Here is a 21932-nt window from a genome sequence, read left to right as displayed (position 1 = left end):
AGGGTCCAGTGCTATCGGCATTCCGCTGAACGGCTTGCCACCCCAATCGATGGCCAAGGCCGCTAGCCGTCTCCGCTTGAGCTATGTTGAATTTCGGCAATGCTTGCGGGAAGTATCGGGTTGCATCTCGATCCGTGCGTCGTGAACTGACGTCGACCGAGATCCTGATCTGTCGGCAGCAATTCCGCCATGATTAGCCAGCCACCAGATGGACATCATGGTTTCGTCCGTCGTCCGCGAGTGGAACGGTCGCGTCAGCCAGGTGTGCGCCGTCCATGGTCAGCGACCGCCCGGCCTTCGCATCTTTGGTCACCTTGATGCGATAGGTCGCCGATCCGTATCGGTAGTCGACCTCATACGCCGGCCATTCTCCCGGAATACACGGCTCGATCGACAGTTGAGGTCCTAGACGGCGAATGCCGAGGATCGCTTCCAGACCTACACGATAAAGCCAGCCTGCCGCCCCTGTGTACCAGGTCCAGCCGCCGCGCCCAGTGTGCGGTGCCGCACCATAGATGTCGGCGCCGACGACATAGGGCTCGACCATGTAGCGTTCGCAATCTTCCGGCGTCAGCGCGTGATTGATGGGATTGAGCATGCTCCAGAGCTGAAACGCCCGCTCTCCGTCGCCTGACAGCGCGGTCGCCAAGGCGACCCAGACAGCCGCGTGGGTATACTGTCCGCCATTCTCCCGTATCCCCGGAACGTAGCCCTTTATGTAGCCGGGCTGCAGTGTCCCCTTGTCGAAGGGCGGATCGAAGAGCTTGATCAATTTGTCTTCGCGGCGAACGAGCCGATCCCATACCGCCTGCATTGCGCGTGACGTGCGTTCGGCGTCGGCAACCCCTGAGATGACCGCCCACGCCTGAGGAATGGCATCGATCTGGCACTCGTCGTTCACGGAGGAGCCAAGCGGCGTGCCATCGTCGAAATAGGCGCGGCGATACCACGAACCATCCCAGGCGTTGGCCTCCAATGAAGCGCGCAGAGCTTCGGCACGCTCGCGACACCACGCCGCCCGATCCTCATCGCCATGTGCCGATGCAATCTCGGCGAACGAGTTGAGCACCGTGAGGAAGAACCATCCGTTCCATACGCTCTCGCCCTTGCCCTCGGCGCCCACCCTGTTCATGCCGTCGTTCCAGTCGCCGGTTCCCATCAGCGGAAGTCCGTGGCTTCCGAGGCGGAAACCGCGCTCCAGGGCACGGCAACAGTGATCATAGAGGGTTCCGCTCTCCTGGCTGACCTGAGGAACGCCGAAGCTCTCCTCCTGATCGTCATTCAGGACAGACGAGGTGATGAACGGAACCTGCTCACTGAGGAGCGCATAGTCTCCAGTCGTCGACACATAGTGGTGGACGACGTAGGGCAGGAAATAGAGATCGTCGGTCATGCGGGTCCGCATGCCGATGCCCGACGGAGGATGCCACCAGTGCTGGACGTCTCCTTCCGTGAACTGGCGCGAGGCCGCGCGAAGAATGTGGGTGCGTGTTTCATCGGGCGCGGATTGCACCAAAGCTGCCACGTCCTGGAGCTGGTCACGGAAACCATAGGCGCCGCCAGACTGATAGAAACCCGTTCGCGCCCAGACGCGGCAAGCCAATACCTGATAGAGCAGCCATCGGTTCATCATGAGGTCGAAGGCGGCGTCGGGCGTTCGAACCGTGACCGAGCTCAATAGCCGATCCCAGTGGCGGGCTGCGACCGCGAGTGAGCGTTGCGCACGCTTAGGCCCGCCATATTCGCGGATGAGCCTTCGAACTTCGTCACGACTGTCGCAACAGCCGAGCACGAACACCAGCTCGGCGCTTTGGCCGGGGAGGACTGAAACCTCGATCGTGAGCGCAGCGCAGGGATCGCTTGGCGAGCCTGCGCTGCTGCCGAGATCCGAGCCTCCAAGTCCCACAGGCTGAAACACGGAACCGTTCCTGCCAAGAAACTCGCCCCGTTCGCAGGTTACCGAGCGCGGCGGCACGCTTGACGCAACGAATGCCAGCTTTCCGGAGAAGTCGCTCTCCCAGACGTTCCACACGACGACCGCTCCCGCTGGGCCATCGAATTCATACGCGATGCGCCCCGCAGCATCCTCGCGCAGTGTCCCGAGCACCCATTCAACGAAGTAAGTGGCGGTCAGGGCGCGCGTGTCTTTTCCATCGTTGCGGATTGCAAGGTGAATGATCTTGATCGGTTCCGACACGGCGACGTGGACCGTCATCTCATGGTGCAAGCCTTTGCCAGCGCTCTCGTAGCGGCTGTAACCCTGTCCATGGGTTACCGTGGTTGTCATGGATTGACCGAGAGGCAAAGGTGTCGGCGTCCAGAGCTCGCCGGTTTGCTCGTCGCGCAGGTAGACGACTTCACTCGGTGGATCTGAAACCGGATCGTTCGACCAGGGCGTGAGCCTGTTGAGCTGGCTGTTGCCCGCCCAGGTGTAGCCAAGTCCGCTTTCGCTCGTCAGGCAGCCGAACTCGCGGTTTGCCATGACGTTGCACCACGGTGTCGGCGTTTCTGCTCCGCCGTCCATAAGAACCACATATTCGCGCCGATCTTCGGAGAAGCCCCCGCGACCGTTCCAGAAAAGCAGGTCAGTTCGTCCTGCATGGGACAACTTCTCTCGTGGCCCTCGAAAGTGCGTCCGGGTATGAGTCAAAGCCTGGTGCGCCGGGCTAGACCTGCGCTCGATTTGATCGGCAAGCGGTCCCCGGCTGCAGGAGAGGACGACACGTGCGCCAGCAGCGATCGCATCTGTCGAGGTGGCCGGCAGAGCGCTCGCGGACAGGACATGAACGCCTCCGGGCTTGCCAAGTGCCTCCGCCTCCTCTCGATCCAATGCCACTGCATCGCTCACGCCATTCTCGTCGAGGAGAACGAGATCGAAGGAAAGGCCGCGACTGGAAATGAAGGCGTGGGCGTCAATGACATCCTCGACAAGCGACGCTTCGTCCGCCCCGTCGATGCGCAGGAGTAAAATGGGGAGATCTCCGGAAATCCCGACCGACCAAAGAGCATCTCTACTCAGCCGCACATTGCCGAGACCGCTGTCATTCCGCAAACCGCGATGCGAAAATGCCAGGCTTCCCGCCAGCCGGTTGTAGGCCGCCACCTTGGCGGCGGTGAGCTTCGACGAAGCAAGTCCGCTGGCATAACCTTCCATGGCATCTGACAGCGCCCGCTCGGCCGCCCCGAGATCCGCAAAGCGCCTTGCAATGGCGCGGACCTCGTCTTCGTTGTCGGCAGCGCCCGTGACGAACGCGATCTGCTCGGTTCCAGAGGGCTTTAAGACAACTGTCCTGCGCAGACTAAAGACCGGATCGAGCACGGGACCCGTCGTGCCAGACAGGCTTGTTCCAGGCTCAAGGGCGCGGGGGTTCGATGGCGTTCGCCCGCGGCCAAGAAACCTGCGGCGGTCCGTCTCGTACTGAACCGAGGGGCGTTGGTCGTCGCTCGATGAAGAAACGTGCACCGCCCAGATCGGCTTCTCCAGGGCACTGCGTGGCCGACGTCTTGCAAACAATGCGCCGGACTCGGCATCTAACCAGGTCTCGACGAAGAGCTTGGCAAAGGCGGGATGGGCGCTATCGGCGCGTCGACCGTTCAGGCAGACTTCGCAGTAGCTGGTCAGCTCGAGTTCTTTCGCCGCCGTTCCCCTGTTGAACAGCCGAAGCAAACGCACTTCCGCGTCGCAATCCGTCGCGATGCAGACTTGCCACGAAATGTCGATGTCTCCAACGGCACAGCGAAACTCGGCGCGATCGCCATGAAAGCCTCGCTCATATGTGGCATCCGCCCGACAGATCGGCTGCCGGCCAATCGACCACACATTGCCGTTCTCAAGGTCGCGGATGTAGCAGAACTGGCCCCAGCAATCTCGCGTGGCATCCTCGCGCCAACGCGTCACATCGAGACCACGCCAGGATGCGTAGCCTGAACCCGCCTCGGTAAGAAGCAGGCTGTATCGCCCGTTCGAAAGCAAAGCGATTTCGGGAGGCGCGCAGACGGGGTGCGTAGCGCCGGCACTTGCAACTTCGTCAGTCGATCGGACCATCACACGGATCCCTCAATTGCTGCGGACCTACTGCATGTCGCCTTTAATCGTAGGCGATTAAAGGACAAGAACATGCCGCGATTCAAAGTGCTACAGCGTCCTTTGCGCGTCTGAAAAGACGCGCGGCGCTGTAGACCCTGGCGTCAGCTTCCGTGGAACAGCGCGGTCGCTGCCCCTTGTTGCCGGATGCTGTCGTTCGCCGCTGCCGCTTCGAGCGATGCTGCCTCCCGGCAGAATTATTCGTTGACGTCACTCTGGCGGGGTATCGCGCCTGCTACTGCAGTCGCATCACGATGCGACCGTCGATCTTGCCCGCTTCCATGCGACTGAAGATGTCGTTGATGCTCTCCAGGCTCTCCCACGAGAAATGCGGCGTCACCCTGCCTTCGGCTGCGAACTGCAGCGATTCCTCCAGATCCTGACGGGTGCCGACGATCGATCCGCGCACCGTTATGCGCTTCAGGACTGTTTCGAACACCGGCAGGGAAATCATTCCGGGAGGAAGGCCAACAAGCGCCATCGTTCCCCGTGATCGCAGAAAGCCGAAGGCCTGTTCCATCGCGGCAGGGGAAACAGCGGTCACGAGCGCGCCATGAACGCCGCCGTTCGTCGCTTTCTGTACCTGCGCAATGGCATCTTTCGCTTTGCCGTTGACCGTGACGTCAGCCCCAAGCTGCTTTGCCAATGCCAGCTTGTCGTCGAATATATCGGCGGCCACAACGTTCATGCCCATCGCTTTCGCGTACTGAACGGCCATGTGTCCCAAGCCGCCGACGCCCGATATGGCCACCCATTCACCGGGGCGGACTTCAGTCTCTTTCAGCCCCTTGTAGACGGTGACGCCTGCGCAAAGGACCGGGGCGGCCGGTCCGAAATCCAATGTATCGGGGAGGCGACCGACGAACTCCGGATCCGCCAGTCCGAATTCAGCAAAAGTGCCATTGACTGAGTATCCGGTATTGGATTGCGACGCGCACAAGGTTTCCCAGCCGGTTCGGCAATATGGGCAGTAGCCACAAGCCGTATGAAGCCAGGGTACTCCGACCCTGTCGCCTTCCTTTACCCTCTTCACGTCCGCGCCGACGGCCGAGACATAGCCGACACCTTCATGTCCTGGAATGAAAGGTGGACTTGGCTTCACGGGCCAGTCGCCGTTTGCTGCGTGGAGGTCGGTGTGACATACGCCCGTCGCTTCATATTTGACGAGTATCTGCCCCGGCCGCGGCGTTGGAACCTCCATCTCCTCAATGGCGAGCGGCGTACGAAACTGTCGAACGACAGCCGCCTTCATCTTCTGTGCCATTTTCATTCCCCTTTATCTCGTATGGGTTCAGAGACGCTTCTCGGGGGCGGTATGAGCAGGGCGAGCTATTGAGTGTAGGGATCCGGGAAATGCTCGACCACGCCCCGGACACCGTGGACGCCCTCAGCCAGAATCCGCGCGGCTCTCCGGCAAGCGGCCGTCTCGACTTTGCCCCAAAAGTGCACAATCCCCTCGGTGACCGTGACAGTCACGTCCAATCCTTCGAGACCAGTGTTCTCGCCGAGGCGAGCGAGGATGCTACGTCGAATAGCTTCGTCGCCGGCTGCCGTCTCGTCTGGCTTTGCTAAAAAAATTGCCTGTAACAGGTCAGCACGGCTGACGATTCCGACCAGTTCTCCGTTTCGCATTACGGGGATGCGCTTGATGCCGCGTTCCTGCATGAGCCTTGCAACACGCGTCAGGGGCGCATCCTCCTCAATGGTAACGGGATCGACCGTCATGACATCGCCAACTCTCCACGAACACCGCCTCACGAACGCGTTGGCTCTGTCGTCGGGGGCGAGCGCGATGTCGGTCATCAAGACGGATGCTCCACTGCAGAGTTCCGTCCGACGGATCAGGTCGCCCTCGCTGATGACGCCGAGCAAATGCCCTTCATCGCCAACGACTGGGATGCCGCTTACGTGATGTTCGAACATGAGTTTGGCTGCCTGTCTGACACTGTTGTCAGGCGACAGTTTGACGACCTTTCTCGTCATAACATCTTTGACAAGCATGTCGATCTAACTCCGGCAAAGCCCCCCGAGTACCGTCATTAGTGAATCTAAATTAAACCTGTTGAGGCGGAACGACAATGCAGCAATTCCAAGTGCTACAGGGTCCCTTTTTCCCTGTCTGATAAGACGCGCGACGCCATAGTCGCATGTCCGCTTCGGCGCGAGCCAGACCTGAACCGAGCGGATGCGGACTTCTGCTCTCCTGAAGGTTTTTCGATGCGGGCCGCAGCGCGACGTTTGCCGCTGGCGTTGGGCGGCCCGCGTTGACAAACCTTGGAAGGAGGAAGCCGCGGAGGCTGGGTGGGACCTATGGGGAAAGCGCGGGGCCGCGGGCGTCTGTTGTGGACTTCGGCGCTGCCGACAGACGCAAAGGCGCCGACCCGAGGGTGTGGGAGGCGATGATCGGAAGCAGATCTGGCGGTCTCGTTGGTGCCGATTTCGACGCTTTTGCGATGCTCAGTGTTATTGGGCGCAAAGCGATCCGATCCCGGAATGCAGAGTGTTTTCGGGTCGGCTTTGGCCAATGTGACGGGCACCTTGTCATGCGGCCTGCTTTCTCGGTGGCGCCCGGGCTCTGGGTTTCTGACCGCGTCGGAAGATCTCGATGATGCGCATCGGGCCACCGCACTCGGGGCATGGCTGTCTCAGAGTGAGCGGGATCGTCTCAGCGCTTGGCGGATCATTGTGTTTGGCCGTTTCCGCTCCGAGCAGAGCGCGGATCTTTGCGACCTTGGTCTTGCGGCCCGCACTGGCGAGCAGGCCGTAATGGCGGATGCGGTGGAAACCGTCGGGCAGCACATGGAGCAGGAAGCGGCGGATGAACTCGTCGGTGGCCAGCCGCATCACCTTCTGACGGTCGCCGGTCTTGATCCGGTAGTCCTTCCAGCGGAAGGTGACGGTCTCGGCATCGGCGCTGATCAGACGGCTGTTGGAGATCGCCACCCGGTGGGTATAGCGGCTGAGATAGGCGAGCACCGCTTCGGGACCGCCGAACGGCGGCTTGGCATAGACGACCCATTCTGATTTGCGCACAGCCAGGCGGCGAACGCGTCAGCCTCTGCGAGAGCTGTCAGATCAGCGTAGAACCTCAGATCGCCGGCGCAATGCAGTGCCCGCAGCCCTGCGATAAACAACCGCCGGAACAGTCGCGACAGAACCCGCACCGGCAGGAAGAACCCGGGGCGGCATGAGATCCACCGCGTGCCATCCGGCGACAGCCCGCCGCCGGGCACGATGATGTGCACATGCGGGTGATGGATCAGCGCCGATCCCCAGGTGTGTAGCACGCTGGTCATGCCGATGTGCGCGCCAAGCTGCCGGGGATCGGCGGCGATAGTGCTCAGCGTCTCGGCCGATACCCGAAACAGCAGGTCGTAGACAGCTTTCTTGTTCCAGTAAGCGATCTGCGCGATCTCGGCCGGCAGGGTGAAGACCACGTGGAAATACTCGACCGACAGCAGGTCTTCGGCGCGGGCGGCCATCCAGTCGCGCGCCGCGGGGCCCTGGCACTTCGGACAGTGCCGGTTCTTGCAGGAATTATAGGCGATGTGGTTATGCCCGCACTTGGTGCAAGCCGCCACATGCCCGCCGAGCGCCTCGGTTCGGCAGGCTTCGATCGCCGCCATGACCTTGAGCTGGGTCAGGCTGACATGCCCGGCATTGGCTCGCCGCCACGCAGGCCCATAGGCTCGGAAGATGTCAGCGATCTCCAGCTTTTGCCGGGGCACCCCGGCGCGCGCTTCATTCCAGCCGACGCCTCAGGGTGAGATCCTCCAACTGCTTCAGGCGCTCGAACGGGCTGATGGTGTCGCGGATCAACTTGGTGGCGACGTGGGTTGTCTAATCGCATCCCGGTCGTCAAGGTGCTTTAGGCATTCGGCGACCTCGCCGGGTTGCGGGTAGGCAACGCAGATTAAATTGATCGGTGGATCGGCGCTCAGCGGCATGTCCTTCGGAGCTATCCGGTGCTGGGGAGCAGGGTTGTCTTCGCGGTCGACAAATGTCGCCGCACAATGGGCTTCGCAGGCAGGACCTTCCCATGTGTAGCGCGCAGTCTCAACGAGCTGCAGCCACTCGTAGCGGAATGATCCAACCGACGTCCGCAGCAGGGACGCTCAGTGCCTCAAATCAGGTTTGACGCGCTGAGGGCAGAAGCTGGCGGTTGCTTATGCGATGGCGCCAGCCGATGCGTTGAAGACTTCTCCTGTCCTGAGCATGCTGTGCATGATGACCGCAAGCTTCCGGGCGACTGCCACCGCAGCGCGCTTGAAGCCCAACCGCTCACGCAGCTGAAGCCCCCAGCTCTTGAGGCTGCTCTCGGTCCTGGCACTGGCGCTCGTGAGAAGCACTGTCGCCGCTTCATACAACAGCCCCCGCAGATGGTTGTCACCTCTACGCGAGATATGGCCGTTATAGTCGACCTCACCTGACTGGTAGCGCCGCGTTGTTAGCCCGAGCCAGGCACCAACCGAGCGCGACGTTTTGAAGTTGTCTGGATCTTCAATCGCTGCGATGTAGGACACCGCCGTAACGGCGCCAATTCCTGGGATCGTCGTCAGAAGCTTCGAAGCCTGGCTCTGCCGTGCCACTGCGAGCAACTGGCGATCAAGATCGGCCGCGCGCTTGCGAATGTCGCGCCACGCCTCAAGCAGGGGCAATATGATCCGTGCAAGGTCATCATTCCCAGCCAAAAGCTCTCTCACATTGCCATCAAACACCCGACCCGTTCCTTTAGGGATGATAAGGCCGAACGTCTTCATCAGGCCGCGGATCTGGTTGCTAAGTTGGGTTGAGATGCTCAGGAGCTGATTGCGGGCGCCGACCAGCGTGCGCGTCAACATACTGTCAAATGACTTTACCCGGACCGCCTTGTAGAAGCCGGCTTCGGCCAGCTGGGCCAAGCCATCTGCATCATTGGCATCTGTCTTGTTGAGCGTCTCGTTCAATATCTTTTGCGCGTGCCGCGCTTCGATGCAGATAGCGGGGATCCCCTCCGCCGTCAGTGCGTGATAGAACCACGTCGACAGCGGCCCCGTCTCGAATATGACGCGTTTTGCGTTCGGGGCATGCTTGCGGATCACCTGCGCCAACACCTTTGGATCCGAAGCGCGCTTCCCCGCCAGATCCGCTTCCCGTCCTCCCGGATCGAGATCGCAGTATCTTTCAATGAAACGTCGAGCCCTATATATTGGTCCATGGTTGCCTCCATTCGATGTTTGGGCCCGGTTCCAATCGTGAGCCCGTATTTCCATCCTATCGGGGGCAACCAACCCAGACAGCATCATCTTGCAAATAAGTTGCCGGGGGCAGTCGCACCGCGATTACCCCATGTGTAGCGGGCGGTGCTGCTCAGCTTGGCATGGCCGAGCAGAACCTGGATCACCCGCACGTCGGTGTTCGCCTCCAGCAGATGCGTGGCGAAGCTGTGGCGCAGGGTATGCAGCGTTGCGGGCTTGGCGATGCCCGCCATGTGCTTGGCCGCGGTGAAGGCCCGGTTGAGCTGGCGCGGCGAGATCGGATTGATCTTCGGCTTTGCAAGCCCGGCGATAGCATGGCCTTGCGATCCTTGCCGCCCTTGCCTTCTTCGACGTGGATCAGCATGCGCTCGCTGTCGATGTCAGTGACCTTGAGGTGGCACACCTCCGACGCCCGCAGCCCGGCGCCATAGCTGATGTGCCGGGAAACAACCATCCCCGCGGACGCGCCTCCCGCCAGTAATCGCGCAGCAGATCCAACTGAGCGCCGCCCGATACTTCAGCCCGGGCCCGGGAGCCGCGGCCAGCAGGTCGGCGACCTCCTCGACGCTCAAGACGACCGGCAGCTTCTGCGGTTTGCGTTGGAACTGCATGTACCGCTTCATCTCCTCGCGCCCGCAGGTGATCCCGAAAAAGAACCTGAGCGCGATGATCCGGACATTGAATGTCGAGGGCGTCACCCCGGCATTGGTCATGTGTAGCTGGTAGGCCCGCAACTCCTCCGGCGTCGCCGTGTCGGGTGAGCGCCCCAGAAAGGCCGCGAAATCCTTGATCGCCCGGATGTGGCCTTGCTGCGCCTTGTCGCCCATCCCGCGGATGCGCATGTCCTCGATCATCCGCTCACGCAGCGCGGTGGTCTTCTCCTCTGTCATCGGACCCTCCTGTCCATCAGATTGAGAAGTCTCAATCGTCAGGCCAGGAACCCGAGACACAAAGAACCGACGTCGATCAGGAAACGCACCGCCAGCCACAAGCGCCATTGCCGCGCGAGCGGCTTAGTCCTGCCACCCACTCGCGACCTCCCGCGGTCTCCACTGCACTTCACTTCTGGATTTCACACGGTTCAGGCTCACACTCAGGGCAGATGCAGAACCACCCGGGGCGTGTTTCGCTCACATCGGGGACGATGCGCGATTTGCTTGGCAGTTTCTCGCTGACCTTAGAAACGCCCCTGCTCTCCTGTAACGACCTACGGCCGACTGCGCGCCAAACAACCTTCGGCCGAGTTTTTCCCCGCCTTAGCGCCGGAGTGTCAATGCTCGGCGACAAGAATGAGGGAAGGTGTGATCCCTTGTTTTCGCCACCACTATGTGGCTTCTATCAGAGAAGCGAAGCAAAGGGGGGCATCATGCCGGATCTGACCTTGTGGGGACTGTTTGTCGTGGCGTCGCTGGTGCTGCTGTTGACGCCCGGCCCGGCCGTGCTCTTCATCGTGGCACGATCGATCCAACAGGGTCGAACTGCGGGGTTAGTCTCGGTGATGGGCATCCATCTCGGAACCATCGTGCACATTGTTGCGGCGGCAATCGGTCTCTCGGCCCTCATTGTCTCGTCGGCGCTGGCCTTCGCCATCGTGAAGTATCTCGGCGCTGCCTACCTGGTGTGGATGGGCATCCGCACCTTCATGGCCAAGGAACTCGACCCCGAACTACCGGTGGTCGCCGCAGAGCCGCTGCGCCGAGCCTTCCGCGATGGCTTTGTGGTCAACCTCTTTAATCCGAAAACGGCAATCTTCTTCCTGGCGTTCCTGCCGCAATTCGTCGATCCCACACGGGGCGCGCTGCATTGGCAGATCCTCATCCTCGGCCTCACCTTCATGGGGCTAGGCATCATGAGCGATGCGGTATTCGCGCTAGTAGCTGGTACCGTCGGCGATTTCCTTCGCCGCAGCCGGCGCTTTCAGCAATTTCTGCGCTGGTTCTCCGGTACCTCGTTCATCGGCCTTGGGGCAACCGCAGCATTGGCGACGAATAAGTAATCGACCTGGTTTCTAGGCTGAGGTCCGACCGGTTTGCGCTGTGTCTTCGTTCACGATCAAAGGCAGATCAGCGAGCGACTCGTGTGAGACCTTTAAAGACGCTCCATGCTCGCGACCATTGCCCATTCGCGCGCTTGGGGGCAACTTGTCCGGCGGAAACACACCGAATGGCTGTTCCCCACCGAGGACGTCGTCTAATCGCGCGGTAAAATGCAAGCCCTTTTTTTTGAACATCGAAGCTGGCGTTTGCCGGGAGCAGTGTCGTCTTCGCGGTCGATATTAATCGCCGCATGATGGGGCTTCGCGGGTGAACCTTCCAGAGTGTGAAGCGCACGCTACGGGCACGGCGGCTCGAAGGTGCAACAGCCTCGGCGGAATGGTCCGTTCCACGTCCCGGCAGGGACGCCTCGATGCGCCTTAGGGCAGACGCATATGAGCTTGCTGTGTCAGGCCATGCTGGTCACCCGGTTGAACAGTTCGCCGGATTTCAGCATCGAGTGCATGATGACCGCCAGCTTGCGTGCGACGGCAACCGCTGCGCGCTTGAAGCCAATCTTCTCTCTCAGCTTCAGTCCCCAGGCGCGCAGGTCGCTGTCGGCATAGCTGCGCGTCAGGATCACGGTCGCGGCTTCATAGAGCAGTCCCCTCAAATGAGCGTCGCCGCGCCGGGAGATATGGCCGTCATAATCGACCTCGCCGGACTGGTAGCGACGCGTGGTCAGTCCCAGCCAAGCGCCGACCGATCGCGACTTTTTAAAGTTGGCCGGATCCTCGATGGCGGTCGTGAACGAAGTTGCGGTGACCGCACCAACCCCGGGGATCGACATCAGCAGCTGACAGGCCTCGCTCTGCCGTGCGCTGGCGATGAGCTGCCGCCCAAGCTCGGCGGCGCGGGCACGCATGCTGCGCCAGGCTTCAAGAACCGGCAGGATGATCCGGGCAAGCTCTTCCTGACAGGCAAGCAGGCGCTGGACATTGTCTTCGAACGTGCCGCCTTTGCTCGGAGGAACGACCAGCCCGAACGTCTTCATGAGCCCGCGGATCTGGTTGGAGAGCTCGGTCGTGATCCTGACCAGCTTGGTCCGTGCGGCCACCAGCGTGCGGATCAGCATGCTGTCATAGCCCTTTACCCGCACCTCGCGGTAAAAGCCGACCTCGGCCAGATGGGCCAAGCCATCGGCATCGTTGGCGTCCGTTTTGTTCGGCGCCATGTCGAGCGCGGCCTTGGCGTGCCGAGCATCGATGCAGATCGCCGGAAGCCCTTCCGCGTGCAAGGCATGATAGAACCACACCGACAAAGGACCGGTCTCGAACACCACCCGCTTTGCCGTCGGCGCTCGTTTGCGGAGCACTTCTGCAAGCAGGCGCGGATCAGACGGGCATTTGCCACGCCAGATCCTCTTGCCGTCACGCCGCACAGAAATCGCCGTCTCTTTCAACGACACGTCGAGACCGATATATTCGCTCATGGTTGTTCTCCGTTCGATGCTTGGGCCCGGCGTCCAGTCGTGAGCCCGTACTTCCATCCTATCGGGGAACAACCACCTGCTCTTCAATAGCGTGACCACTTCTGGCCATCAGGGGCGACTCGCTCCCGCGATTACCCCATGTGTGAAAACGCGTTTTTGGGCGGGACATGAATTTTCAAGGTTGCGGCGTGCGAAGTCGAGACGGTCTCACCCTCTCATTGCAACGGTGCCGGCGTTCCCTACCCTTGGCAGATCGCCGGGATCGAACGCTGAGCCGAAGTCAGCCCCTTTCGAACTTTCGACGCTGATCACACTTCTGCACTGTGGTGAACGCGTAAGACCGACCCGTTGCGACCACTCGTCGATATCGCTCGGGATTTCCGGTGCTGGTCCCTTTTGCGGACATTCACAGGAAAGCGGTCTCGGGTCTCGTCCGCAGTCATTTCTTTTGCCAGTTCGCCGATCGGCAGAACCCCCACGCCCATGTATGATCCAAGACAACCGTCCGCCGCTGCAGCGGCGGACGGTTCCGGATTGATGGGACCCGACGTTCGTCCCATGAACTGAACGGTACAGCGCTCCGGCCAAAGCCATTCACTGCTCCCCTAAACACTAGCGGCTCCTGCCCACGACGATGTAGTTCAGTTTCTGCCGTTCCGCATAGGCGATCGCGGCATCACAAGACGGGAAGCGCAGTTCGACCTGAGTGAGCGTGTCACTCCCGCCGGTATAGCCCATAAGATAATCGATTGTGGGCGGGACTCTCCGTTCGAACACCAGCAGCCAAGGTCGTCTAGAAACGCGCGCCGACGTCATCACGGAACGCGATGGACGAAAGATGCGTGCTACCGCATCGATGCTCGGCCGTGGCTGGTCCTTGTCAGCCGCGGGGTGCTGGCTGTCGCTGACCTGCTCAGCGAACTTCTGGGCAGCGCTACCAGATTTTCCCTGTCGAAAACGGCGTTCCGTCATGATGTCGGTGGTCGTACCAGAATGGCCGGCCGGGCATGTCGGTGCCCGGCCGGCGGGCGGCGGTGCTATTTGGCTCTATCGATGCTGATCTGCTTGACGTTGGCTTGCGCCTTCTCGGTCTTCGGCAGCGTCACTGCGAGCAGGCCGTTTTTGAACGTTGCGGCGACCTTGTCCTCATCGACCTGGCCACCAAGAGCCAGCCGCCGTTCGAAGCGGCCGTAGTAGCGCTCTGTGAATCGGCGATCCTTATCCTCGGTTTCCGATTTCTTCTCACCGCGAAGCGTAAGCACACCATCGTCCAGCAACACCTCGACATCGTCTGGATCGATGCCCGGAACCTCCGCTATCACGCGGATCTCGTTGTCGTTCTCCTCGACCTCCACGGTCGGCCACGATCCGTTGAAGGGGGGCATGCCACCGAACGCCGATGGCTGACCGAAGCCGCGGAAGACGTCGTCGAACAGACGGTTTACATTGCGGTGCAACGACAGGAACGGATCCATGTCATCGCCGCGATAGACGCTCGGGGCCCGGCTGCTGCCACGGTTCCACGGGATCAGGTCACGTACATTCATGGCTTCATCCTTTCTTCGGTTCATTCTCTCCTTTTGGTTTGGCGCAGTCGCCCTCCCCTCGCCTGTTCGGCGACAGGCGAGGTTCGAGCGGTGGGCGCCGTCTAGGCTGCCTTGTCGCCCTCGATCTGCTTCGAAGCGGGCTTCGTCGTCTCGGCTTGGATGGCGATCCGACGCGGCTTCATCTCCTCAGGGATTTCCTTCTTGAGATTGATGACCAGTAGCCCGTTTTCGAGCTTCGCGCCCTCGACGATGACGTGATCGGCGAGTTCAAATCGGCGCTCAAACGGCCTTACAGCAAGGCCCTGATGGAGGTACTGTACCTCCTCATTCTCCGACTTCGCGGCGTTGACCACGAGCATGTTCGCCTCGTGGGTGATCGTCAGATCGTCCTCGTTAAAACCTGCCACCGCGATGACGATGCGGTATGCATCTTCGCCGAGTTTGACGATGTTATAGGGCGGCCAGGTGTCGACGTTGAGACTGGCGTTTTCGAGCAGGTCGAACATGCGGTCAAAGCCGACGCTTGACCGGTAGAAGGGGGTGAAGTCGAAGCTTGTTCTCATAGCTACATCCTCCGTAGAGCAACATAGATACGAGGGAGCGCCAAGAAGCCCGGCGCTCCCTGACTACGCCGACCCCATTTGGGCGTCGACAAAAATGAGTTGGGGACTCCAGACCGTCGCGTCAAGAGGGTGTCGAGCCCATTCAAGCCTCGGCGCACGTGAAATGGCGCTGTGAAATCACGGCATTAGCACTCAATGTGGTCGAGTGCTAAAAAATTTCATCGCCCCTCTTGAAACTAAAAAAACAGAAACCAGATCGATTGGCGCGATGCCAAAACATCGTGCGTCCCGCGTCGGATTCGAGTCGGATGCGGCGCGGAGGAGCTTCTGTAACATCTGTTTGTCCACGAGGAGAGCGACATGACGTTCCGTCCTTTGCATGACCGCATCTTGGTCCGCCGCATTGAAGCCGAGGAAAAGACGGCCGGCGGCATAATCATCCCCGACACGGCGAAGGAAAAGCCGCAGGAAGGTGAGGTCATCGCCGTTGGCCCGGGCGCGCGAGATGATAGCGGCAAGCTTGTCGAACTCGACGTCAAGGCGGGCGACCGCATCCTGTTCGGCAAATGGTCCGGCACAGAGATCAAACTCAACGGTGAGGAACTTCTGATCATGAAGGAATCCGACGTGATGGGCGTGATCGAGAGCGAAACCTCGGCGAAGAAGGTCGCCTGAGAGCCGGCCCGATTGAAGGAGTAGAAAAATGGCTGCCAAGGAAGTGAGATTCCACACCGAAGCCCGCGAGAAGATGCTGCGCGGCGTCGACATTCTCGCCAATGCGGTAAAGGTGACGTTGGGCCCAAAGGGTCGCAACGTGGTGCTCGACAAATCGTTCGGCGCTCCGCGGATCACCAAAGACGGCGTCACGGTTGCCAAGGAGATCGAACTTGAGGACAAGTTTGAGAACATGGGCGCCCAGATGGTGCGCGAAGTGGCGTCGAAAACCAGTGATATCGCCGGTGACGGCACGACCACGGCAACGGTGCTCGCCCAGGCAGTCGTCAAGGAAGGTGCGAAGGCCGTGGCCTCGGGCATGAACCCGATGGACCTAAAGCGCGGTATCGACAAGGCCGTTGACGCCATCGTTGAGGAATTGAAGACAAACGCGCGGAAAGTTACCAAAAACGACGAGATTGCTCAGGTAGGCACGATCTCTGCCAACGGCGACACCGAGATCGGCCGATTCCTCGCAGAAGCGATGGAAAAGGTCGGCAATGAAGGGGTGATCACCGTCGAGGAAGCCAAGACCGCGGTCACGGAGCTCGAGGTCGTGGAAGGCATGCAGTTCGACCGCGGTTACCTCTCGCCTTATTTCGTGACCAATCCCGAAAAGATGCGCGTTGAGCTGGAGGAGCCCTATGTGCTCATCCACGAGAAGAAGCTGTCCAATTTGCAGGCGCTGCTCCCGGTTCTCGAAGCCGCTGTTCAATCCGGAAAACCTCTCCTCATCATCGCCGAGGATGTTGAAGGAGAAGCGCTCGCGACGCTCGTCGTCAACAAGTTGCGCGGCGGCCTGAAGGTGGCTGCAGTGAAAGCTCCTGGTTTTGGCGATCGCCGCAAGGCCATGTTGGAGGACATAGCGATCCTCACAGGCGGAACCGCTATCTCCGAAGATCTTGGCATCAAGCTCGAGAATGTGACGCTCGAAATGCTTGGCCGCGCCAAGAAAATTGTCGTCGAGAAGGAAACCACGACGATCGTGGACGGCGCAGGCTCGAAGGCGGAGATCCAGAGCCGCGTCGCCCAGATCAAGGCGCAGATCGAGGAAACCACTTCGGACTACGACCGCGAGAAGCTGCAGGAGCGGCTGGCCAAGCTTGCCGGCGGCGTTGCCGTCATCCGCGTCGGCGGCTCGACCGAGGTTGAGGTGAAGGAACGCAAGGACCGCGTCGATGATGCAATGCATGCCACACGGGCGGCGGTCGAGGAGGGAGTTTTGCCTGGCGGTGGTGTGGCTTTGCTGAGAGCCGTCAAGGCGCTGGATGGCGTTCAGACCGAGAACGCTGATCAGAAACACGGCATTGAGATCGTCCGACGTGCAATTGAGGCGCCGGTACGCCAGATTGCCGAAAATGCAGGTGCTGAAGGCTCGATCATTGTCGGCAAGCTTCGCGAAAAAACCGAATTTGGTTACGGCTGGAACGCCCAGACCAACGAATTCGGTGATCTTTACGATCAGGGCGTGATCGATCCGGTGAAGGTCGTTCGCACCGCCTTGCAGGACGCTGCCTCGGTCGCCGGCCTCCTGATTACCACCGAGGCAATGGTCGCCGAGAAGCCGAAGAAGGAGGCGCCGGTTCCGCCGATGCCGCCTGGAGGCATGGACTTCTGACGAAAGCGATGGGTCCGCGCCCGAGGGGCGCGGACCCCTGGTGGAGCTGTGAACTGATGCCTCGGCCCTCGATGGGCAGGGCGTTCGAATATGGTTGGAGCAGGTTGGCAGGAGCCCTGGACGAGGCTCCGATGAGGCTGGACCCGAGGCCCGCCTATCCGCTCCGAAGGAGGATCTGAAGAATCGGGGCAAAAATGATCACGCGTTCGTCGAAATATGTTGGCGTATTCGCCGCACTCGTCCTCGTGCTGGACCCTGCGCCGTTCCCGGCGGCGCAGCCGCAGCCCGCCATTTCGGCAAGCACTCAACAACGGTCGCTCGCCGATGTCCTGGAGGAGGTTACGCCGGCGGTTGTCAATATTGCGGTGAGGTCACGCGCTCCCGCCGAAACCAATCCTCTCTACAACGATCCCTTCTTCCGCCGCTATTTCAACCTGCCGGAGCAGCAGCAGCAGCGGCTAAGCGCCGGTTCTGGCGTCATCGTCGACGCGGATAAAGGTTATATCCTCACCAATCACCACGTTGTCGCGGACGCCGGGGAAATTGCGGTAACCCTGAAGGACCGCCGCCGCTTCACCGCCGAGCTGGTCGGCAGCGATGAGGCAACCGATATAGCGTTGCTGAAGATCGACGCGGACAAGCTGAGGGCGCTTCCGTTTGGCGATTCCAATGCCCTTCGGGTCGGCGACCCGGTCGTCGCGATCGGCAATCCGTTTGGGCTTGGTCAGACCGTCACCTCCGGCATCGTCAGCGCCCTTGGCCGTGGCGGGATCAATGTCGAGGACTATGAGGACTTCATCCAGACGGATGCCTCGATCAATCCCGGCAACTCGGGAGGCGCGCTGGTCACTGCGGACGGCCTGCTGGTCGGCATCAACACCGCGATCATAGCGCCAGCCGGCGGCAATGTCGGCATTGGCTTTGCGGTTCCGATCGCGATGGCGTCGGCAGTGATGGAGCAACTGATCAAGCATGGCGAAGTGCGGCGCGGCCGGATCGGCATCTCCGTTCAGGATCTGACGCCGGACCTGGCCGAAGCGCTCCACATAGAGGAGAGCTCCGGCGCCGTCGTCGGAAGCGTTGAGCAGAATTCACCGGCGGCGCATGCCGGGCTTCAAGCCGGCGATGTCATCACCGCCGTCAACAATCGCAAAATCACCGGCTCGGCAGATCTCCGCAATCGTATCGGCCTGGCTCAGATCGGATCGCAGGTCGAGATCGAATATCTCCATGATCGGGCTCGCAAAACGGTGACAATGCGCATTGAGCCGGCCGAGGCAAAAGCTGGGGCCGAGGCGATACCCGCTTCCCTGCAGGGCGCGCAGTTCCAGGATGCGGCGGGTAACGTGGTTGTCTCCAGCATTGAGGATGGAAGCGCGGCAGAGCGATCGGGTTTGCGCGCGGGCGACGTGATCGTTGCCGTCAATCGCCAGCGGATCGCGACCGTCGCGGAGCTCGCCGCGGCGTTAAAGGACGCCGGCGGCACGATTGCGCTCGATCTGTTTCGCGGCGGCTCAAAACTGTTTCTGGTGATCGGTTAGGTCGCCGCGCGCATGGATATCGAACGTCGAAGGGAGAATGAAATGAGGACAATTGCTCGATGGATCACTGCAGCAGCATTGGCCCTTGGAGCGACATTTGCATGCACACCGGCTGTTGCTCAGGACCAGCGACAGGAAGTCGCCAAGCTTACCGGCTTCTGGCTCACGACACCGCATCCGGAACTGGCGATCCGCCCGGGAGAAACCGAAACAATTCCGCTGACGCTGCGCAATGCCAATCTGCCGCCGCAGCGGGCCTCACTTGAAGTTACAGGCATTCCCGATGGTTGGAAATGGTCGCTGAAGGGCGGCAACCGCGAGGTCTCGGCTGTCATGGTGGCGCCAGATGCGACACAGGAAGTTAACCTCGAACTGACGCCGCCGGAGGGCGCTAGCGGCGAGCGCGTTCCGATTAACGTGAAAGCGCGATACGCAAACCAGACCGCCGATCTTCCCCTTGTGGTGAAACTATCGGAGGCGGCGGAGGGTGGCTTGGAGCTGAAATCCGAGCTGCCGGCGCTGCGAGGTACGGCCAGCTCCACATTCAGTTTCAAGATCGAAGCCACCAATGACGGCGCGGAAGAGAACCTCTTCAGTCTCGCCGCCAATGTGCCCGATGGATTTCAGTCACGCTTCAAGCGCGGCTATGGCTCGGAAGAGATTACCGGCTTGCCGATCGAGGCCGGGGCGAGCGAGAACGTGACATTGGAAGTAACACCGCCGAGGTCAGCACCGGCTGGCCGCTACCCGGTCGTGGTCGAAGTGGCGGGCGGTGGAGCGAGCGCTACGACCGAGCTCAGTATTGAAGTAACCGGCCAGCCCGACGTTACATTGACTGGGCCGCGGGAACGCCTCTCCGGACAGGCAGAGGCTGGCAAGGAAGCGAGCTTCCCGTTCACACTCGCCAACAATGGCAGTGCGCCTGCGACCGACATCGAACTGTCGGCTAGTCCCCCATCAGGCTGGAAAGTCGAATTCGAGCCCGACCGCGTCGATCTGATCGCGCCCGATGCTACGAGGCAGGTGAACGTCAGGATTACCCCTTCTGAAAAGGCAATAGCGGGCGACTACATGGTCTCGGTGCGTGCGAGCGGCGGGCCCGTGTCGGAGTCGGCTCAGTTCCGCGTCACTGTAAACACATCGACGATCTGGGGCATGGCTGGACTTGGCGTCATCGCAACCGCGGTGCTCGTCCTCGGCCTGGCGGTGATGAGGTATGGACGGCGATGAGCACGATGGTCATAGAGGCAAAAGGACTGATGAAGCGCTACGGCTCCACCGTGGCTGTTGCCGGAATCGATTTGTCGGTTCGTGCCGGAGAAGTCGTCGGCTTGCTCGGACCGAACGGCGCCGGCAAGACGACCACGATCCTGATGCTGCTGGGTTTGACCGAGCCGACCGAGGGGAGCGTGCATATTCTCGGTAAGGACCCGCTGCGCCAGCCGCTCGAGGTAAAGCGAGAGGTCGGCTATCTGCCTGACGCCGTCGGATTCTACGACAGCATGTCAGGACGAGAAAACCTCGCCTATACCGCTCGCCTTGCCGGCATGTCTGCCGATCTTGCCCGGGAAAGCATTGCCGCGGCGCTCGACAAGGTGCGGTTGGCGCAGGTGGCAGACCGCCATGTCGGCACCTACTCCCGTGGCATGCGTCAGCGACTCGGCCTTGCCGAACTTCTGATGCGCAAGTGCTCCGTCGCCATCCTGGACGAACCGACCTCCGGCCTCGATCCACAGTCCACCCAGGAATTGCTCGACCTGATCCGGGCGCTGAGCCGCGACGGCATGACGATCCTGCTATCGTCGCACATGCTCAACGTGGTGCAAACGGTCTGCGATCGCATCGCGTTGTTTAGCAACGGCCGGATCGGTTTTCTCGGCACCATCCAAGAGCTCGCCGATAAGATCGGTGGAGGCGCATTCATCATCGATGTCGAGGCCGATGGCGTCGACCTTTCCGAACTAGGCACGTCGGCCGAGGGCGTGAAGTCGATCGTGGCTGGCCGCCGGGGTCATTGGCTGGTCGAAGCCGAACGCGATGTCCGCCCGGAGCTCGCCCGCCTCGTCGTGGATGCTGGCGGTTCCCTGAAGAATTTGGACCTGCGCCGCGCTCGGCTCGACCAAGCCTATAATCGGTTTTTCCGGGAGGTTGTCCATGACGCGTGAAGGCTCACCCTTCAAAGGCACGGCAACGATCGCGTTCAAGGAAGCGGCCGATCATATGACCAGCGCGCGGATGCATCTGATCATGCTGCTCGTGCTGCTCACCGCAATCGGCGCCGTCTATGGCGCGATCGGGCGCATCACCGAAACCACTGCCGAGGATCCTTTCCTGTTCCTGAAGCTGTTGACGGAGGCGCGCGAACCGCTTCCATCCTTCGCCGCCCTGCTTGGCTTTCTGTTGCCGTTGATGGCGATTGCGTTGGGTTTCGACGCGGTCAACGGCGAATACGCCCGGCGAACGATGAGCCGGCTCCTGGCGCAGCCGATCTACCGCGATGCGGTGCTGTTCGGAAAATTCCTCGGTGGCTTGCTTGTCATTGCGATCGCGCTGCTGACGCTCTGGCTGCTCATGACGGGCCTCGGCATCCTGTTCCTCGGTCTGCCTCCGTCGGCCGCCGACATCGTGCGGGGTGTCGCCTATCTGGCCGCGACGCTCGCCTACGCCGGTGTCTGGCTGGCGCTGGCGATCGCATTCTCGACCTTGATCCGCTCGCCGGCGACCTCGGCGTTGGCCGCCTTGTCGGTCTGGCTGGTGCTCGCGGTGTTCTGGGACATGATCGCGCCGCTGCTTGCAAGCGTGCTGGCCCCTATTGATCCGCTCGATCCGATGACTGTGGTCACGCAGTTCGAAACACAGCAGGCCGTCAGCAGGTTCTCGCCTCAGACGCTTTACGGCGAAATCACCGGGATGCTGTTGAACCCCGCGGCGCGATCGGTGGGCCCCTTGTTCTTCGATCAGGTCCAAGGCGCGATCGCCGGCGCACCGCTACCGACCCTGCAAAGCCTCCTGGTCGTATGGCCGCAGTTCGCGGGACTGGTCGCTGCGATGATCCTGCTGTTCACCCTGACCTATGTCGTCTTCCAGCGTCAGGAGGTCAGGGCATAACGGTTGCCAGGCGCTTCGTCACCCGCAAAGTTGATTACCCATGAATGGAGGAGAA

General features: G+C 61.1%; 14 protein-coding genes and 3 pseudogenes. 7 read left to right on the top strand and 10 right to left on the bottom strand.

Translation table 11 applies throughout. The features are described from left to right. Positions 1-193: 193 nt before the first annotated feature. The 6 genes and pseudogenes from QA637_RS22225 to QA637_RS22200 form a co-directional block, all read right to left on the bottom strand. Positions 194-4045 carry a GH36-type glycosyl hydrolase domain-containing protein gene (locus QA637_RS22225; RefSeq protein WP_283066924.1) on the bottom strand — a complete coding sequence of 1284 codons (3852 nt, stop codon included), beginning with the start codon at positions 4043-4045 and terminating at the stop codon, positions 194-196. A 274-nt stretch (positions 4046-4319) separates the two neighbouring features. Next, entirely contained in the window at positions 4320-5348 is a 1029-nt protein-coding gene (gene adhP, locus QA637_RS22220) for an alcohol dehydrogenase AdhP (protein ID WP_283066922.1), read from the bottom strand. A gap of 65 nt (positions 5349-5413) precedes the next feature. Beyond that, complete coding sequence (locus tag QA637_RS22215; protein ID WP_283066920.1) at positions 5414-6085, bottom strand: CBS domain-containing protein; 672 nt, start codon at positions 6083-6085, stop codon at positions 5414-5416. A gap of 540 nt (positions 6086-6625) precedes the next feature. Next, positions 6626-7812: pseudogene (locus QA637_RS22210) on the bottom strand (IS91 family transposase). 438 nt (positions 7813-8250) lie between these two features. Continuing rightward, a pseudogene (locus QA637_RS22205) lies at positions 8251-9281 on the bottom strand (IS110 family RNA-guided transposase). Between the two features lie 84 nt (positions 9282-9365). Next, positions 9366-10211, bottom strand: a pseudogene (locus QA637_RS22200) (tyrosine-type recombinase/integrase). A gap of 476 nt (positions 10212-10687) precedes the next feature. Between QA637_RS22200 and QA637_RS22195 the strand changes: the two are divergent. Further along, positions 10688-11317 (top strand): LysE family translocator, encoded by a 630-nt coding sequence (locus tag QA637_RS22195; protein ID WP_136509942.1) that lies wholly within the window; start codon positions 10688-10690, stop codon positions 11315-11317. Positions 11318-11763: 446 nt separating this feature from the next. Here QA637_RS22195 and QA637_RS22190 read toward each other — a convergent pair whose 3' ends face one another. The 4 genes from QA637_RS22190 to QA637_RS22175 all read right to left on the bottom strand — a co-directional run bounded on the left by QA637_RS22190 (position 11764) and on the right by QA637_RS22175 (position 14896). After that, complete coding sequence (locus QA637_RS22190) at positions 11764-12786, bottom strand: IS110 family RNA-guided transposase (RefSeq protein WP_283066918.1); 1023 nt, start codon at positions 12784-12786, stop codon at positions 11764-11766. A gap of 612 nt (positions 12787-13398) precedes the next feature. Beyond that, the gene (locus QA637_RS22185) at positions 13399-13758 is read right to left on the bottom strand and encodes an NADH dehydrogenase ubiquinone Fe-S protein 4 (protein WP_153441662.1); all 360 of its coding nucleotides are present in this window, start codon (positions 13756-13758) and stop codon (positions 13399-13401) included. Between the two features lie 65 nt (positions 13759-13823). Beyond that, positions 13824-14333 carry an Hsp20/alpha crystallin family protein gene (locus QA637_RS22180; protein ID WP_283066915.1) on the bottom strand — a complete coding sequence of 170 codons (510 nt, stop codon included), beginning with the start codon at positions 14331-14333 and terminating at the stop codon, positions 13824-13826. A gap of 101 nt (positions 14334-14434) precedes the next feature. Continuing rightward, on the bottom strand, positions 14435-14896 hold the full coding sequence (locus QA637_RS22175) for an Hsp20 family protein (RefSeq protein WP_283066913.1): 462 nt from the start codon (positions 14894-14896) through the stop codon (positions 14435-14437). Between the two features lie 360 nt (positions 14897-15256). Between QA637_RS22175 and groES the strand changes: the two genes are divergently transcribed. The 6 genes from groES (at position 15257) to QA637_RS22145 (ending at position 21877) form a co-directional block, all read left to right on the top strand. Next, entirely contained in the window at positions 15257-15571 is a 315-nt protein-coding gene (gene groES / locus QA637_RS22170; RefSeq protein WP_153441664.1) for a co-chaperone GroES, read from the top strand. 28 nt (positions 15572-15599) lie between these two features. Then, positions 15600-17228: a chaperonin GroEL gene (gene groL / locus QA637_RS22165; RefSeq protein WP_283066912.1), complete on the top strand. Its 1629-nt coding sequence runs from the start codon at positions 15600-15602 to the stop codon at positions 17226-17228. A gap of 194 nt (positions 17229-17422) precedes the next feature. Then, complete coding sequence (locus QA637_RS22160) at positions 17423-18769, top strand: DegQ family serine endoprotease (RefSeq protein WP_283066911.1); 1347 nt, start codon at positions 17423-17425, stop codon at positions 18767-18769. Positions 18770-18811: 42 nt separating this feature from the next. Next, the gene (locus QA637_RS22155; RefSeq protein WP_153441667.1) at positions 18812-19999 is read left to right on the top strand and encodes an NEW3 domain-containing protein; all 1188 of its coding nucleotides are present in this window, start codon (positions 18812-18814) and stop codon (positions 19997-19999) included. Continuing rightward, positions 19996-20934, top strand: coding sequence for an ABC transporter ATP-binding protein (locus QA637_RS22150; protein WP_153441668.1), 939 nt, complete (start codon positions 19996-19998; stop codon positions 20932-20934). Before QA637_RS22155 ends, QA637_RS22150 begins: the two co-directional genes overlap by 4 nt. Further along, complete coding sequence (locus tag QA637_RS22145; RefSeq protein WP_153441669.1) at positions 20924-21877, top strand: ABC transporter permease; 954 nt, start codon at positions 20924-20926, stop codon at positions 21875-21877. Before QA637_RS22150 ends, QA637_RS22145 begins: the two co-directional genes overlap by 11 nt. Positions 21878-21932 lie beyond the last annotated feature (55 nt).

The organism is Sinorhizobium terangae (assembly GCF_029714365.1).
GTDB lineage: Bacteria > Pseudomonadota > Alphaproteobacteria > Rhizobiales > Rhizobiaceae > Sinorhizobium > Sinorhizobium terangae.
Note: the sequence above shows the minus strand (reverse complement) of the source record. Positions and strands in the feature narration are given on the sequence as shown.

Bases quoted from the DNA above. Each gene is read 5' to 3' on its own strand.
- QA637_RS22185 (WP_153441662.1), bottom strand. From the start codon at position 13,758: ATGACGGAACGCCGTTTTCGACAGGGAAAATCTGGTAGCGCTGCCCAG.
- QA637_RS22145 (WP_153441669.1), top strand. From the start codon at position 20,924: ATGACGCGTGAAGGCTCACCCTTCAAAGGCACGGCAACGATCGCGTTC.
- QA637_RS22225 (WP_283066924.1), bottom strand. From the start codon at position 4,045: ATGGTCCGATCGACTGACGAAGTTGCAAGTGCCGGCGCTACGCACCCC.
- QA637_RS22195 (WP_136509942.1), top strand. From the start codon at position 10,688: ATGCCGGATCTGACCTTGTGGGGACTGTTTGTCGTGGCGTCGCTGGTG.
- QA637_RS22180 (WP_283066915.1), bottom strand. From the start codon at position 14,333: ATGAATGTACGTGACCTGATCCCGTGGAACCGTGGCAGCAGCCGGGCC.
- QA637_RS22155 (WP_153441667.1), top strand. From the start codon at position 18,812: ATGAGGACAATTGCTCGATGGATCACTGCAGCAGCATTGGCCCTTGGA.
- adhP (WP_283066922.1), bottom strand. From the start codon at position 5,348: ATGGCACAGAAGATGAAGGCGGCTGTCGTTCGACAGTTTCGTACGCCG.
- QA637_RS22215 (WP_283066920.1), bottom strand. From the start codon at position 6,085: ATGCTTGTCAAAGATGTTATGACGAGAAAGGTCGTCAAACTGTCGCCT.
- QA637_RS22160 (WP_283066911.1), top strand. From the start codon at position 17,423: ATGATCACGCGTTCGTCGAAATATGTTGGCGTATTCGCCGCACTCGTC.
- QA637_RS22175 (WP_283066913.1), bottom strand. From the start codon at position 14,896: ATGAGAACAAGCTTCGACTTCACCCCCTTCTACCGGTCAAGCGTCGGC.
- groL (WP_283066912.1), top strand. From the start codon at position 15,600: ATGGCTGCCAAGGAAGTGAGATTCCACACCGAAGCCCGCGAGAAGATG.
- groES (WP_153441664.1), top strand. From the start codon at position 15,257: ATGACGTTCCGTCCTTTGCATGACCGCATCTTGGTCCGCCGCATTGAA.
- QA637_RS22150 (WP_153441668.1), top strand. From the start codon at position 19,996: ATGAGCACGATGGTCATAGAGGCAAAAGGACTGATGAAGCGCTACGGC.
- QA637_RS22190 (WP_283066918.1), bottom strand. From the start codon at position 12,786: ATGAGCGAATATATCGGTCTCGACGTGTCGTTGAAAGAGACGGCGATT.